General features: G+C 60.1%; 12 protein-coding genes. 9 read left to right on the forward strand and 3 right to left on the reverse strand.

Annotation, left to right across the window (positions count from 1 at the left end; translation table 11 throughout):
• Positions 1 to 177: 177 nt before the first annotated feature.
• Together arfB and GGD50_RS26725 are read right to left on the reverse strand one after the other, a co-directional pair.
• Entirely contained in the window at positions 178 to 612 is a 435-nt protein-coding gene (arfB, locus tag GGD50_RS26720) for an alternative ribosome rescue aminoacyl-tRNA hydrolase ArfB (protein ID WP_107106409.1), read from the reverse strand.
• A 110-nt stretch (positions 613 to 722) separates the two neighbouring features.
• Positions 723 to 2,333, reverse strand: a complete 1,611-nt coding sequence (locus tag GGD50_RS26725) for a phosphoenolpyruvate carboxykinase (protein ID WP_107106408.1) — start codon at positions 2,331 to 2,333, stop codon at positions 723 to 725.
• A gap of 351 nt (positions 2,334 to 2,684) precedes the next feature.
• Between GGD50_RS26725 and GGD50_RS26730 the strand changes: the two genes are divergently transcribed.
• The 5 genes from GGD50_RS26730 to GGD50_RS26750 all read left to right on the forward strand — a co-directional run bounded on the left by GGD50_RS26730 (position 2,685) and on the right by GGD50_RS26750 (position 6,702).
• Positions 2,685 to 3,416 carry a response regulator transcription factor gene (locus GGD50_RS26730; protein WP_210203675.1) on the forward strand — a complete coding sequence of 244 codons (732 nt, stop codon included), beginning with the start codon at positions 2,685 to 2,687 and terminating at the stop codon, positions 3,414 to 3,416.
• 196 nt (positions 3,417 to 3,612) lie between these two features.
• A complete protein-coding gene (locus GGD50_RS26735) occupies positions 3,613 to 5,406 on the forward strand; it encodes a sensor histidine kinase (protein WP_181315981.1) in 1,794 nt (597 codons plus the stop codon).
• Positions 5,403 to 5,855, forward strand: coding sequence for an HPr kinase/phosphorylase (locus GGD50_RS26740; protein WP_107106405.1), 453 nt, complete (start codon positions 5,403 to 5,405; stop codon positions 5,853 to 5,855). The genes GGD50_RS26735 and GGD50_RS26740 overlap by 4 nt, the downstream gene beginning before the upstream one ends.
• A 150-nt stretch (positions 5,856 to 6,005) precedes the next feature.
• Complete coding sequence (locus tag GGD50_RS26745) at positions 6,006 to 6,407, forward strand: PTS sugar transporter subunit IIA (RefSeq protein ID WP_004127534.1); 402 nt, start codon at positions 6,006 to 6,008, stop codon at positions 6,405 to 6,407.
• 19 nt (positions 6,408 to 6,426) lie between these two features.
• Entirely contained in the window at positions 6,427 to 6,702 is a 276-nt protein-coding gene (locus tag GGD50_RS26750; protein ID WP_028753828.1) for an HPr family phosphocarrier protein, read from the forward strand.
• 23 nt (positions 6,703 to 6,725) lie between these two features.
• Here GGD50_RS26750 and GGD50_RS26755 read toward each other — a convergent pair whose 3' ends face one another.
• Positions 6,726 to 7,355, reverse strand: a complete 630-nt coding sequence (locus GGD50_RS26755; RefSeq protein WP_107106404.1) for a glutathione S-transferase family protein — start codon at positions 7,353 to 7,355, stop codon at positions 6,726 to 6,728.
• Positions 7,356 to 7,649: 294 nt separating this feature from the next.
• Here GGD50_RS26755 and ahcY point away from each other — a divergent pair, with 294 nt between their 5' ends.
• The 4 genes from ahcY (at position 7,650) to GGD50_RS26775 (ending at position 14,271) form a co-directional block, all read left to right on the forward strand.
• Positions 7,650 to 9,050: an adenosylhomocysteinase gene (ahcY, locus tag GGD50_RS26760; protein ID WP_107106403.1), complete on the forward strand. Its 1,401-nt coding sequence runs from the start codon at positions 7,650 to 7,652 to the stop codon at positions 9,048 to 9,050.
• A gap of 316 nt (positions 9,051 to 9,366) precedes the next feature.
• The gene (locus GGD50_RS26765; RefSeq protein ID WP_107106402.1) at positions 9,367 to 11,955 is read left to right on the forward strand and encodes a PAS domain-containing sensor histidine kinase; all 2,589 of its coding nucleotides are present in this window, start codon (positions 9,367 to 9,369) and stop codon (positions 11,953 to 11,955) included.
• Positions 11,952 to 13,463 carry a tRNA (adenosine(37)-N6)-threonylcarbamoyltransferase complex ATPase subunit type 1 TsaE gene (gene tsaE, locus GGD50_RS26770; RefSeq protein WP_107106401.1) on the forward strand — a complete coding sequence of 504 codons (1,512 nt, stop codon included), beginning with the start codon at positions 11,952 to 11,954 and terminating at the stop codon, positions 13,461 to 13,463. Before GGD50_RS26765 ends, tsaE begins: the two co-directional genes overlap by 4 nt.
• Positions 13,464 to 13,539: 76 nt before the next feature.
• The gene (locus tag GGD50_RS26775; protein ID WP_107106400.1) at positions 13,540 to 14,271 is read left to right on the forward strand and encodes a nucleotidyltransferase family protein; all 732 of its coding nucleotides are present in this window, start codon (positions 13,540 to 13,542) and stop codon (positions 14,269 to 14,271) included.
• Positions 14,272 to 14,274 lie beyond the last annotated feature (3 nt).

Consider the following 14,274-nt stretch of genomic DNA (forward strand, 5'->3'; position numbering starts at 1 on the left):
CGTACCGAATCCGAACCCGTCACGAGTGGGGAGCTTCGCTGTTTCACACTGTCGTCCCTTCTCCCCGCAATGCGGGGAGAAGGTTAGGATGAGGGGCCAGGCACAGAGCTACGGCAACGCCGGACTCCCCTGACAAGCCTCATTTTACCCAATCAAACCAAAACGGCAGCCCGAAACCTATTCGCCGCCGGGCTTGCCTCGCATCTTCTTGACCTCTGAGCGGCCCGATTTTTCCTTCAGGCGCCGTTCGATCGAGCCTTTGGTCGGCTTGGTCTTCTTGCGTGGTGGCGGCGGCGGGGCGGCGGCTTCGAGAATCAGCTCTTTCAGCCGCTCGCGCGCATCCTCGCGATTGCGGTCCTGGCTGCGGAAGCGGCTGGCCTCGATCATCAATACACCGTCCTTAGAGACGCGCCGGCCGGCCAACCGGACGGCGTTGGCCTTGACGCGGTCATTCAGTGACGGCGAATTCGGAATATTGAAGAACAACTGAACGGCGGTCGCGACCTTGTTGACATTCTGCCCGCCAGGACCGCCCGCCAGAACGAATTGTTCCGTCAGTTCCCACCCGGCAATGGTGATCCGGTCGTTGATATAAAGCGCGTCGCTGGCCATGCGCGTCTATCCCATATTGGCGCGCAGTTGAAAACAGGCCGACGGCAAAATGAAACCCCGGCAGATAGACCGCCGGGGTTTCACGTGAGTCATTGCCTCCAGGCGGCGGATTATTCCGCGGCTACACGCAGGCCCGGGGCCGCATCGCGGACGTTGCCGTCGACATGGCTTTCGAACTTGGCGAAGTTGGAGACGAACATCTGCACCAGCTTGGCCGCCTGGGCGTCATAGGCCTGACCGTCGGCCCAGGTGGAGCGCGGATCGAGGATAGCGCTGTCGACGCCTTCGACGGCGACCGGAACCGCAAAACCGAAATTCGGGTCGATGCGGAACTCGACATTGTCGAGATCACCCTTCAAAGCGGCGGCCAGCAGGGCGCGCGTCGCCTTGATCGGCATGCGTCGGCCCGTGCCGTAGGCACCACCGGTCCAGCCGGTGTTGACGAGCCAGCAGCGCGCGCCGTGGCGGGCGATCAGATCCTTGAGCAGATTGCCGTATTCGGCCGGATGACGCGGCATGAAGGGGGCGCCGAAACAGGTCGAGAACGTGGCCTCCGGCTCGACGACACCCTTTTCCGTGCCGGCGACCTTGGCGGTGTAGCCGGAAAGGAAGTGGTACATCGCCTGTTCTGGCGTCAGCTTGGCGATCGGCGGCATGACGCCGAAAGCATCGGCCGTCAACATGATGATCGTTTCCGGATGGCCGGTCATGCCGGACTCCGAAGCATTCGGGATGAAATGTAGCGGATAGGCGCTACGGGTGTTCTCCGTCAGCGAACCGTCGTCGAGATCCGGGACGCCATGTTCATCAAGCACGACATTTTCGAGCACGGTGCCGAAGCGGCGGGTCGTGGCGTAGATTTCCGGCTCGGCTTCGGCCGACAGGCGAATGGTCTTGGCGTAGCAGCCGCCTTCGAAATTGAAGATGCCGTTTTCGCCCCAGCCATGCTCATCGTCGCCGATCAGCGTGCGCGTCGGGTCCGCCGAGAGCGTCGTCTTGCCGGTGCCCGACAGGCCGAAGAAGATCGCCGCATCGCCGTCCGGGCCGACATTGGCCGAGCAGTGCATCGGCATGACGCCGCGTTCCGGCAAGAGGTAATTCAGGACGGTGAAGACCGATTTCTTCATTTCACCGGCATAGGAGGTGCCACCGATCAGGACGATGCCGTTGACGAGATCGCAGGCGATCACCGTTTCCGTGCGGCAGCCATGGCGCTCCGGATCGGCACGGAAGCTCGGCAGATCGATGATCGTCAGCTTCGGTATGAAGCTTTCCAGCGCCGACCGTTCCGGACGAATGAGTAGGTTGCGGATGAACAGCGAGTGCCAGGCGAATTCGGTGACGACGCGCGTCGGCAGGGCGTAATCCAGATCGGCGCCGCCGATGAGATCCTGAACAAACAGATCCTTGCCGTGTACATGCGCCAGCATGTCCTTATGCAGCAGCGCGAAATGTTCCGGCGACATCGGCTTATTGTTGTCCCACCAGATCTGATCTTCGGTGGTCGCATTGCGGACGACGAACTTGTCCTTCGGCGAACGGCCGGTGTGTTGTCCGGTCAATGCTCTCAGCACGCCATGAGCAGTCAAATCGGCTTCCCGCCGACGAATCGCTTCCTCGTAAAGATGAGACTCCAGAAGGTTATAACGAACACTGGCGGCGGCTCCCAGGCCGATCGATTCGAGTTCGGTTACGGGATTACGGACGCCGAATTGCTCCATCGTTCTATTCCTCTACGTGGCCTCAGCCGTTAAAACTAAATAAAGCGTAGAGGTGTCTTTTTAAAAGCACAAGAGAGTACAGCGAAAAAAATCGAATGATATCATGTATTTAATCGATTTAAATAATTTTTGATATTTTTAAATCGTTTGAATGGGTGTCGCCGAGACGTTTCGTCACACAACCCTTGGTTAACTGTTTGTGAGTCCGGCAATCCGCCTCTTTATCTTTGCCACAATTTGTTCCACCTTTATCCCCATAAGCGCGCCAGGTTACCGCCAACGAGCTGGCAAGCCACCTGGGCTGGATTCCAAATCCGGGAGAGACGCGCACTGATGACGGAGACGAACACCATGTTGACAATCGCGCTCGTTGATGACGACCGCAATATCCTGACTTCCGTGTCGATTGCCTTGGAGGCCGAGGGATATAAGGTAGAGACCTATACGGACGGCGCTTCGGCGCTCGACGGTTTGCTTGCCCGGCCGCCGCAACTGGCGATCTTCGATATCAAGATGCCGCGCATGGATGGCATGGAGCTTTTGCGCCGCCTGCGGCAGAAGTCCGATCTGCCGGTGATCTTCCTGACCTCGAAGGATGAAGAGATCGATGAGCTCTTCGGCCTGAAGATGGGCGCCGACGACTTCATCACCAAGCCGTTCTCGCAGCGTCTGCTGGTCGAGCGCGTCAAGGCGGTACTCCGCCGCGCCTCCGCCCGTGAAGCCGCGAACGCGGCCAATAGCGGCACTGCCGCGAAGCCGGGCGCCGCACAGCAGGCCCGCTCGCTGGAGCGTGGACAGCTTGTCATGGACCAGGAACGCCATACTTGCACCTGGAAGGGCGAACCGGTGACGCTGACCGTCACGGAGTTCCTCATCCTGCATTCCCTGGCGCAGCGCCCTGGCGTCGTGAAAAGCCGCGATGCCTTGATGGACGCCGCCTATGACGAGCAGGTCTATGTCGACGACCGCACCATCGATAGCCACATCAAGCGGCTTCGCAAGAAATTCAAGATGGTCGATCTCGATTTTGATATGATCGAAACGCTGTATGGAGTCGGCTACCGCTTCCGCGAAGCGGCCTAGAGCCGGATGATTTTAGGTCGAATCGACCTGAAATCTGAATCTGCTCTGGAACCAAAGAATAGAGCGTGATGTCGTCCGAAAACCGCTTAGACTTTTCGGCATCATGCTCGGATAGCTCACTGGACCGTGCGGCGGACAATGGAATAAGAGCATGCGGACAGGATCGCCGATCCTGTTCTTCGAAAGGGCCGCTGGCTTGGCACAACTGGTGCAAGATAGGGATATCGACGACACGGAAAGCCCGAGCGACGTCAGAATCGCCCGCCGTCGGTGGACTCACCCTTTCACGCTGATCCGCCGCATCTTCGGCAATGCCGTCTTCTCGAGCCTGACGCGGCGCATCCTGTTCTTCAACCTCGCCGCCCTCGTCGTTCTCGTCGGCGGCATCCTCTATCTCAATCAGTTCCGCGAGGGCCTGATCGACGCCCGCGTCGAGAGCCTGCTGACGCAGGGCGAAATCATCGCCGGCGCCGTCTCGGCATCGGCTTCGGTCGATACCAACTCCATCACCATCGATCCGCAGAAGCTATTGGAACTCCAGGCGGGGCAGAGCATCACGCCCGTCCCGAACGATGAGGACCTGGAATTCCCGATCGATCCGGAGAAGGTGGCACCGGTGCTGACGCGACTGATTTCGCCGACGCGCACCCGCGCCCGCATCTTCGACGCCGACGCTAATTTGCTGCTCGACAGCCGCCATCTCTATTCGCGCGGTCAAGTGCTGCGCTACGATCTGCCGCCAGTGGACGACGCGGCGCAGAGCTGGTCGGACTGGTTCAGCGGCCTGCTCAACAAGATGCTGCAGCCGGGCAACCTGCCGGTTTACAAGGAAGCGCCCGGCGGTGACGGTTCGATCTATCCGGAAGTGATGAATGCGCTGACCGGCGTGCGCGGCGCCGTGGTGCGCACCACAGAAAAAGGCGAGCTGATCGTCTCGGTCGCTGTGCCCATCCAGCGCTTCCGCGCCGTGCTCGGCGTGTTGCTGTTGTCGACGCAGGCCGGCGATATCGACAAGATCGTCCATGCCGAACGCCTGGCGATCATGCGCGTCTTCGGCGTCGCAACCCTGGTCAACGTCGTTCTGTCGCTGCTTTTGTCTTCGACCATCGCCAATCCGCTGCGCCGGCTTTCGGCGGCCGCCATTCGTGTGCGCCGCGGTGGGGCGAAGGAGCGTGAGGAAATTCCCGATTTCTCCGCCCGCCAGGACGAAATCGGCAACCTGTCGATCGCGCTGCGCGACATGACGTCAGCGCTCTATGACCGTATCGACGCGATCGAAAGTTTCGCCGCCGATGTCAGCCACGAGCTTAAGAACCCGCTGACATCGTTGCGCAGCGCCGTCGAGACGTTGCCGCTTGCCAAGAGCGACGAATCCAAGAAACGGCTGATGGATGTCATCCAGCACGACGTGCGCCGCCTCGACCGGCTGATCAGCGATATTTCCGATGCGTCCCGCCTCGATGCCGAACTTGCCCGCTCCGATGCGAGATCGCTCGATCTGGAAGTGCTGCTGCGCGACATGATCGATATTTCCCGACAGGTCGGGCATTCGAAGAAGGCGGTCGAGATAGACTATATCGTCGACCGCAAGCCGGGTGCGAAAACCAAGTTCACCATTGACGGCCACGACCTGCGTATCGGCCAGATCGTCACCAACCTCATTGAAAATGCTCGCTCCTTCGTCGCGAAGGACACCGGAAAAATCACGGTAAGGCTGACGCGCACGAGAACGCGTTGCGTCATATATGTCGAGGATAACGGGCCTGGCATCCAGGCGGAAAATATCGACCGCATTTTCGAGCGCTTCTATACCGACCGGCCGGAAGCGGAAGGTTTCGGGCAGAATTCCGGTTTGGGCCTGTCGATCAGCCGGCAGATCGCCGAGGCGCATGGCGGATCCCTGCGTGCTGAAAACATTGTCGATGGTGATGGCGCGGCGCTGCTCGGCGCCCGCTTCATCTTGTCGTTGCCGGCCGAAACACCGGCATGAGCAGCAAAGCGACCAATGTCCACGGGACAGCGATTGTCGTCGGCAAGACCGGCCTGCTGTTTCTGGGGCCATCTGGCAGCGGCAAGTCCTCGCTTGCCTTTGCCTGCCTTGCGGCTGCCAAGCCGCTTGGGTTCCCCGCCGCATTGGTCGCCGATGATCGGGTTTTCATCACCCAGCGTGATGGTGCCGTCATCGCCGAATGCCCGCCTTCTATCGCCGGCCTGATGGAGATCCGCTATACCGGCATCGTTCGGCTTCCCCATGTTTCCGAGGCTGAAATGCATTACGCCATACGCCCGGTCGATCCGGCGACGGCCGAGCGGCTTCCCCCAGAGGACGAAAAGGCCGATGTCACAGAATCCATTCGCCTGCCGCTGATCCGCCTGTCCGCAGCATCGGCGAATCCGCTCGCCGTGATTATGGCGAAAACCATCATCAGTTTGGGTTAATCGGCCATTTAGGCCCCCGCAGCCGCCCAAATATCATATTTTAAGCTTGCACTTCGTCTTTTCATAGCCAAGATGTCCCCCCACTGGTGGACGACATTGCTGCATTGCGGTAAGTGCCACCTGTTTGTGTGCGATGGGAGCAGTAATATCATGATCGGACTTGTGCTTGTCACTCATGGCAAGCTGGCTGAAGAGTTTCGGCATGCGGTAGAGCATGTCGTTGGTCCGCAGAAGTTCATAGAGACGGTATGCATTGGTCCCGAAGACGACATGGACAAGCGGCGGCAGGACATCCTGCAGGCGGTTGCCGGCGCCGACGATGGGCACGGGGTCATCATTCTTACCGATATGTTCGGCGGCACTCCTTCCAATCTCGCGATCTCGGTCATGAATAGCGGCCACACAGAGGTTATTGCCGGCGTCAATCTGCCGATGTTAATAAAGCTCGCGGGCGTTCGGGGCGACAACAACATGGAGAAGGCTCTGGTTGAAGCTTCCGAGGCCGGACGCAAATATATAAACGTGGCCAGCCGTGTACTCAGCGGCAAATGACGAGACAAACATCCCGCCTATGACGGAACTTTCCCGGGAACTTCTGATCATCAACAAACGCGGCCTGCATGCCCGCGCTTCCGCCAAATTCGTACAGACCGTCGAAGCCTATGACGCCACCATCACCGTCTCGAGGGACGGAACCACGGTGGGCGGCAACTCGATCATGGGCCTGATGATGCTTGCCGCAAGCCCCGGCTGCAGCGTGCTCGTCACCGCCAGCGGCATCCAGGCCGCCGAGGCACTCGATGCGCTGGATCGTCTGGTCGCCGACAAGTTCGGCGAAGAGATGTAATCTCCTCCCCGCTCCCCGCGGCTTCAAGCGCCGGAATGCGGATCGATGCTGTATGGGTGCACGGGGTAGCCGGGACCAATGGCATCTCGGACACGACCAGCCCAGGCGGCGATCGCCGGATAATCCGTCAGAGGAAAGCCGCAATCCGCGGCTCGGTGGCTGTAAGCATAGACCGCGATATCCGCGATCGAAAGATCATTCCCGACAAGAAACGAAAGACCGGCAAGGCTGCGTTCCATTGCCGTGAGAGCGCGGACTGCAGCTTCGCGCTTCCCCGAAACCATGCCCTGATTGCGCTCGATCCGCCCGGTCAGCGTCCAGAAGCGCAGTGAGCCGATGACCGGCTCGATATGGTATTGCTCGAAGAACAACCACTGCATGACCTTGGCGCGCTGGTAGCGGTCTGCGGGCAGAAAGGGCGTGCCCTCGGCAAGATAGGTGAGGATCGCATTCGATTCCGCGATCGCCCGTCCATCCTCCAGCTCGAGGACGGGAACCGCGCCCGCGGGATTGAGATCCAGGAAAGCGTCGGTATGGCTCTCGCCTTCGAAAATCGACACGAGATGGCTGGTATAGGGGATTTCGAGTAGCCCGAGCAGAACCCTGGCTTTCCAGCCGTTCTGCGATGGCAGGTAATCATGAAGCGTGAGCATGGCAGTTCCCTCGGCTGTGAAAAAGCCGAGTTTGCTCGCTACAGCCGACTGCGCAATCCGAATCTTGCGCTCCAATCGGACAGGTTGGCACGGCCTGGATATTTTACGGCCGAGACAGCAGCGCTAAAAATCGATGGATATAAAGACATAAAGACTTCTTTATATCAACATTGATTTCCAGCTTGAAGCCTGCTACAGGGCATCATCCCACACGCTGTCAGCGTGCAATTCTTGTTGCATTCGGCCGAGGCGTTCGCCTGTGGTCCGTTTGCATCGTTCAGGCTGGAGATCTTCATGAGCACTGAAAAGGACTACATCGTCGCGGATATCGGTCTTGCCGACTTCGGCCGCAAGGAAATCACGATCGCTGAAACCGAAATGCCGGGCCTGATGGCCTGCCGCGCCGAGTTCGGCGAAGCACAGCCGCTGAAGGGCGCGCGCATCACCGGCTCGCTGCACATGACGATCCAGACCGCCGTTCTCATCGAAACGCTGGTCGCACTCGGCGCAGAAGTCCGTTGGGCATCCTGCAACATCTTCTCGACCCAGGACCATGCCGCTGCTGCAATCGCCGCCTCCGGCGTTCCGGTCTTCGCCATCAAGGGCGAAAGCCTCGAAGACTACTGGACCTACACCGACAAGATCTTCCAGTGGACCGATGGCGGCGTTTCCAACATGATCCTCGACGATGGCGGCGACGCCACCATGTACATCCTGCTCGGCGCCCGCGCCGAAGCCGGTGAGGACGTGCTCTCCAATCCGCATTCGGAAGAAGAGGAAATCCTTTTCGCGCAGATCAAGAAGCGCCTCCAGGCATCGCCGGGCTGGTTCACCAAGCAGCGCGAAGCCATCAAGGGCGTCACCGAAGAAACGACCACCGGCGTTAACCGCCTGTACCAGCTCAGCCAGAAGGGCCTGCTGCCCTTCCCGGCGATCAACGTCAACGACAGCGTCACCAAGTCGAAGTTCGACAACAAGTACGGCTGCAAGGAATCGCTGGTCGACGGCATCCGCCGCGCTACCGACGTGATGATGGCCGGCAAGGTCGCCGTCGTCTGCGGCTATGGCGACGTCGGCAAGGGTTCGGCTGCTTCGCTTTCGGGCGCTGGCGCGCGCGTCAAGGTCACGGAAGTCGACCCGATCTGCGCTCTGCAGGCTGCCATGGACGGCTATGAAGTGGTTCAGCTCGAAGACGTCGTCTCCTCGGCCGACATCTTCATCACCACCACCGGCAACAAGGACGTCATCCGCATCGACCATATGCGCGCGATGAAGGACATGGCTATCGTCGGCAACATCGGCCACTTCGACAACGAGATCCAGGTTGCGGCGCTGCGTAACCTCAAGTGGACGAACATCAAGCCGCAGGTCGACATGATCGAGTTCGCCAAGGGCAACCGCATCATCCTGCTGTCGGAAGGTCGCCTGCTGAACCTCGGCAACGCCACCGGCCATCCGTCCTTCGTCATGTCGGCTTCTTTCACCAACCAGACGCTGGCACAGATCGAGCTCTTCACTAAGCCCGGCCAGTACCAGAACCAGGTCTACGTGCTGCCGAAGCACCTCGACGAGAAGGTTGCTCGCCTGCACCTCAGCAAGCTTGGCGTGAAATTGACGGAGCTTTCTGGAGAACAGGCTGCCTATATAGGCGTCACTCCGCAGGGCCCGTTCAAGTCTGACCACTACAGATACTGATCTTACGATCGATATCCACAATATCTTGTGGCCCCGGCATTGACAAATGCCGGGGCTTATTTTTTGGCCGGCTCCCTTCCCGACGATTCCCTTAGGCAGTATTGTTTTTAGACTTGATTCGTGACGAACCGGGCATGCCCGGAGCCATGAAAATGGGATGTCTTGTCGAGATGCGGCACAGCAGAGTCGGATGATTTTAGGTCGACACGACCTAAAATCTGAATCCGCTCTACAATCAAATAAGTAGAGCATGATGTCGTCCGAAAACCGCTTACATTTTCGGCATCATGCTCTGAAGGACGGAGACAGACCGCTTATGTCTGAAGGGAAAGACAACCTGCCTGAGCCAGCGATACCCCTAGCGGCGATCGCGCGGCGGCAGCAGGGCGGCGCATATATGCTTTTACCGCGGGCAAAGCGGCGGACGAATGCAGGCCGGTTGGCCTCATTGGCCCGCCTGCTGCGTTTCAGCGTTTTCGGCGGCATCGTCAGCGGCCTGGCGGGTCCTGTGCTGGCACAGACAAGCGCTGGCACGCCGGCTGCAGTCCGTCTCTTTACCTCCTCGGAAATGGTCATTTTTTCCGTCATCTTTGGCGTGATTTCAGCGGCGCTCCTGTCGACGGTATGGATGATCCGCCAGCGCGGCAACATGGAAAGCGAGAGCCGCGAAATCCGCACGGCGCTTTCGGACGCTAACCAGCGCATTTCGCAGTATCAGGCGCTGATCGCCGACAAGAACCGCCGGATCGTCATCTGGGACGGGCAGAACGCACGGCCGGAGCTGCTTGGCCAGCTTCCCGTCGAGACCGGTGCGCCGCAAGACAACGAATTCCTCGCTTTCGGCCGCTGGCTGAAATCCTGGTCCGCCGGAGAGCTGGACAAGGCGATCGATAAGCTGCGCGGCAGCGGCCAAAGCTTCGATATGGTGGTCGAGACGAACCGTGACGAGATCCTGGAAGCGCAGGGCCGCATATCCGGCGGCCGCGCCTTCGTCCGCTTCATCGCACTCAACAATCTACGCGCCGAACTGGCCGAGCTGAAGATCGAGCGCGACCGGCTGATGACCTCGATCTCCGCGTTCCAGAACCTGCTCGATGCCATCGACCTGCCCGTCTGGCGGCGCGATACCGAGGGCAAGCTGACCTGGGTCAACCAAGCCTATGGCGAGGCAGTCGAGGCCGTGTCGCCGGATGAAGCCATCCGCGAAGGCCGTGAGTTCCTGACGACCGTCGCACGCGAACGCATCCGCGCCTCCACCACGCCGGAATCGCCCTTTCACGACAAGATTTCCACCGTCGTCCATGGCAATCGCACCTTCTTCGATGTCATCGACGTCAAATCATCGGACGGTTCGGCAGGCATCGCTATCGACGTCTCTGAAGCGGAAGCGGTCCGCGCCGAGCTGGAGCGCACGTTGAAGAGCCATGCCGAGACGCTTGATCACCTGGCGACACCGGTCGCGATTTTCGATGGCGACCGGCGGCTGCAATTCTACAATCAGGCCTTCGTCCAGCTCTGGGAACTCGACATCGCCTTCCTCGAGAAGAAGCCTGATAATAGCGAGCTGTTGGATCGGCTGCGCGGTGCCAAGAAGCTGCCCGAGCAGCTGAACTGGAAGACTTGGAAAGACGGCGTCTTGTCCGTCTATCGCGCGCTCGACACGCAATCCGACCTCTGGCACCTGCCGAATGGTCAGATCCTCAGGGTTTTCGCCACCGCCCATCCCCAAGGCGGCGCTACATGGGTGTTCGAGAACCTGACCGAACAGGTCGATCTCGAAACGCGCTACAACACGCTGGTCAAGGTGCAGGGCGAGACCATCGACCATCTCTCCGAAGGCGTTGCCGTCTTTGGTCCCGATGGCCGCATCCGCCTCTCCAATCCGGCATTCCGCATCTTGTGGAACATCACCGAGGCCCAGGCCAAGCCGGACACGCATATCCAGGCGCTGGCCGAGGCCTGCGCGCCCTCCTACGACCGGCCGGACGGCTGGAAGCGCTTTGCGGAGCAAATCACCAGCTTCGACGACGAACGCCCGTCGTCGCAAGGCACGCTGGAGCTCTATTCCAACCTCGTCCTCGACTATGCGGTCATTCCGCTGCCGAACGCCCAGACCATGCTGACCTTCGTCAACAAGACGGACAGCGTACGGGCAGAGCGGGCACTGACGGAAAAGAACGAGGCGCTGCTGAAGGCCGACGAGCTGAAGAACGATTTCGTCCAGCATGTTTCCTACGAGCTGCGCTCGCCGCTGACCAACATCATCGGCTTTACCGATCTGTTGAAGACGCCGGGCATCGGGTCGCTGAACGACCGGCAGGCGGAGTATATCGATCATATCTCCACCTCGTCCTCGGTGCTGCTGACGCTGGTCAACGACATTCTCGATCTTGCGACCGTCGATGCCGGCATCATGCGGCTGAACTATTCCGAGATTGGATTGGACGACCTGCTCGACGAAGTATCGATGCAGATCGCCGATCGGCTGCAGGAAAGCGGCGTCACGCTGGAAATCACCGTGCCCGCCCACCTCGGTTCCGTTGTGGCGGATCAGCAGCGGCTGAAGCAGATATTGCTCAAGCTGCTGACCAATGCCGCCAATTTCGCGCCGGAAGGCTCGACGATCGAGCTCAGATGCGCGCGCGAAGGCACGGATTTCGTCTTCTCGGTCGCCGATAAGGGTCCGGGCATTCCGGAAGAGATCATGCGCACGGTGTTCAACCGCTTTGCCTCCAGCGGCAAGGGCGGCAAGCGCAGTGGCGCCGGCCTCGGTCTCTCCATCGTCGAAAGCTTCGTCAGCCTGCATGACGGCCAGGTCTCGATCGAAAGCCAGCCGGGCAAGGGAACCACGGTCACCTGCCGGATTCCCTCCGCCGAATTGCCGCACTCCGTCGCAGCAGAATGACAGCAGCGAACACCAGCATCTCCCTTTTCCTGGCAGACGACGCGGCAACCACTCGCTTGGGCGAGGATCTGGCGCTGGCGCTCAAGGCCGGCGATTGCCTGGCGCTGTCGGGTGATCTCGGCGCCGGCAAATCGTCGCTGGCGCGTGCCCTCCTGCGCGCCATGGCTGACGATGCCGAGCTGGACGTGCCAAGCCCGACCTTCACGCTCGTGCAATCCTACGAGCTGCGCATCCCGGTCTCGCATTTCGATCTCTATCGCTTAGGCGACCCGAGCGAACTCGACGAACTCGGCTTCGACGAGGCGCTGCAGACCGGCGTCTGCCTGGTGGAATGGCCGGAGATGGCCGAAGGCGAACTGCCGAAAGAACGTATCGATCTCAGACTCGAACATGAGGGCGAAGGCCGTCGAGCGACGATCACGGCGCCGGCCAAGCAATTCGCCCGCATCCAGCGCGTTCTGGCGATCCGCGCTTTCCTCGATGCACATGGCTATGCCGGCGCCGAGCGCCGTTTCCTGACGGGCGACGCTTCGCTGCGCGCCTATGAGTCCATCCATCCGCATGGCGGCGGCAAGCGCGTGATCCTGATGGATTGGCCGCGACTGCCAGAGGGACCGCCCGTGCTTGCCGGAAAGTCCTATCCGAAGGTCGCGCATCTCGCCTGGGACGCCTATCCGTTCGTGGCGATCGCCAATGTGCTGCGCGAAAACGGCTTTGCAGCGCCGGAGATCTTCGCGGCCGACTACGACCAGGGCATTCTGTTGATCGAGGATCTCGGCACCGATGGCGTGCTTAACGCAGAAGGCAAGCCGATTGCCGAACGCTATCGGGCAAGCGTCGCCTGCCTGGCGCATCTGCATAGCCTTGATATCCCGCAGGATATCCCGGTCACGCCGGATCATGTCCATCATATTCCGGATTTCGACCGGACGGCCATGACGATGGAAGCGCGGCTGCTCATCGACTGGCATCTGCCCTGGAAACGCGGCGCGCCGGCGAGCGATGAGGAACGGGCGGACTACCTGGCGATCTGGAACGGCCTGATCGATGAACTGGACGATACGGAAAAGAACCTGCTGCTGCGCGATTTCCACTCGCCGAACATCATCTGGCGAGCCAAGGAAAAAGACATCCAGCGAATCGGCCTCATCGATTTCCAGGACGCGATGATCGGGCCGACCGCCTACGACCTCGCCTCCATCGTTCAGGATGCGCGCGTTACCATCGAACGCGATCTGCACGATCAGTTGATGGCGGATTATCTATCGCTCCGGCATGCCCAAGGCGGTTTCGACGAAGCGAAGTTTTTGAAGAGCTGGGCGATCATGTCGGCGCAGCGCAATTGCAAGCTCGCCGGCCTCTGGGTGCGGCTGCTGCAGCGCGACAGCAAGCCCGGCTACATGAAGCATATGCCGCGCACGCTCGCCTATCTCGCCATCGCTTTCGAACACGAAACGCTCGTTCCCTTGCGCGAATGGTGTGCAAGGACTGGCATAGGCGGCGTCTAGCTGCCCGAGAGCGGCGACGGTTTTCCTCCGATGTGCTAAAGGAAGAAAGCTGAGCGAATCACAAATTCGAGACGAGATGACTATCAGACAAGCCATAGTATTGGCGGCGGGGCTTGGAACCCGCATGCGGCCAGTGACCGACACCATTCCGAAGCCGCTGGTAAAGATCGCGGGTAAGCCGATGATCGATTATGCGCTGGATGCGCTGGCCGAAGCCGGCGTGGAGCGAGCCGTCGTGAACGTCCATCACCATGCGGACCAGATGGAGGCGCATCTGCGCAGCTATCGCGGCCTTGAAATCCTGATATCCGACGAGCGGGAAGCTCTGATGAACAATGGCGGCGGCATCGTCAAAGGACTGAAGCTGCTAGACCGCGATCGGGTTTTCGTCATGAATGCCGACTTGTTCTGGATCGGTGAGAAGCCCGGTCACCCAACGAACCTCGAACAATTAGCCGGATTCTACGACGAGAAGCGTATGGACATGGCTATGCTGTGCGTCGAGCTGGAAAGAACCACAGGGCATAACGGCAAGAATGACTTCAGCATAGCTGACGACGGTCGCCTCACACGCTATCGCGACGCCCAGCACAACGGCGTCGTCTATGCCGGTGCCTTTGTCATGAACCCATCCCTTCTTGATGATGCGCCCAATGATGCCTTCAACATCAACATCTATTTCGACAAGGCGATCGCCAAGGGCCGGCTTTACGGCACGATGCTCGACGGCCATTGGCTGACCGTCGGCACGCCGGAGGCGATCGGCGAGGCGGAGGAAACGATCCGGACTTTCCGGGCGTTTGCGTGACGG

Origin of the sequence: Martinezella paranaensis (assembly GCF_014200235.1) — a bacterium.
Lineage (GTDB): Bacteria > Pseudomonadota > Alphaproteobacteria > Rhizobiales > Rhizobiaceae > Rhizobium > Rhizobium paranaense.

Coding starts and splice junctions, on each gene's coding strand:
- arfB (WP_107106409.1), bottom strand. CDS start 612: ATGGCCAGCGACGCGCTTTATATCAACGACCGGATCACCATTGCCGGG.
- GGD50_RS26725 (WP_107106408.1), bottom strand. CDS start 2,333: ATGGAGCAATTCGGCGTCCGTAATCCCGTAACCGAACTCGAATCGATC.
- GGD50_RS26730 (WP_210203675.1), top strand. CDS start 2,685: ATGTTGACAATCGCGCTCGTTGATGACGACCGCAATATCCTGACTTCC.
- GGD50_RS26740 (WP_107106405.1), top strand. CDS start 5,403: ATGAGCAGCAAAGCGACCAATGTCCACGGGACAGCGATTGTCGTCGGC.
- GGD50_RS26745 (WP_004127534.1), top strand. CDS start 6,006: ATGATCGGACTTGTGCTTGTCACTCATGGCAAGCTGGCTGAAGAGTTT.
- GGD50_RS26750 (WP_028753828.1), top strand. CDS start 6,427: ATGACGGAACTTTCCCGGGAACTTCTGATCATCAACAAACGCGGCCTG.
- GGD50_RS26755 (WP_107106404.1), bottom strand. CDS start 7,355: ATGCTCACGCTTCATGATTACCTGCCATCGCAGAACGGCTGGAAAGCC.
- ahcY (WP_107106403.1), top strand. CDS start 7,650: ATGAGCACTGAAAAGGACTACATCGTCGCGGATATCGGTCTTGCCGAC.
- GGD50_RS26765 (WP_107106402.1), top strand. CDS start 9,367: ATGTCTGAAGGGAAAGACAACCTGCCTGAGCCAGCGATACCCCTAGCG.
- tsaE (WP_107106401.1), top strand. CDS start 11,952: ATGACAGCAGCGAACACCAGCATCTCCCTTTTCCTGGCAGACGACGCG.
- GGD50_RS26775 (WP_107106400.1), top strand. CDS start 13,540: ATGACTATCAGACAAGCCATAGTATTGGCGGCGGGGCTTGGAACCCGC.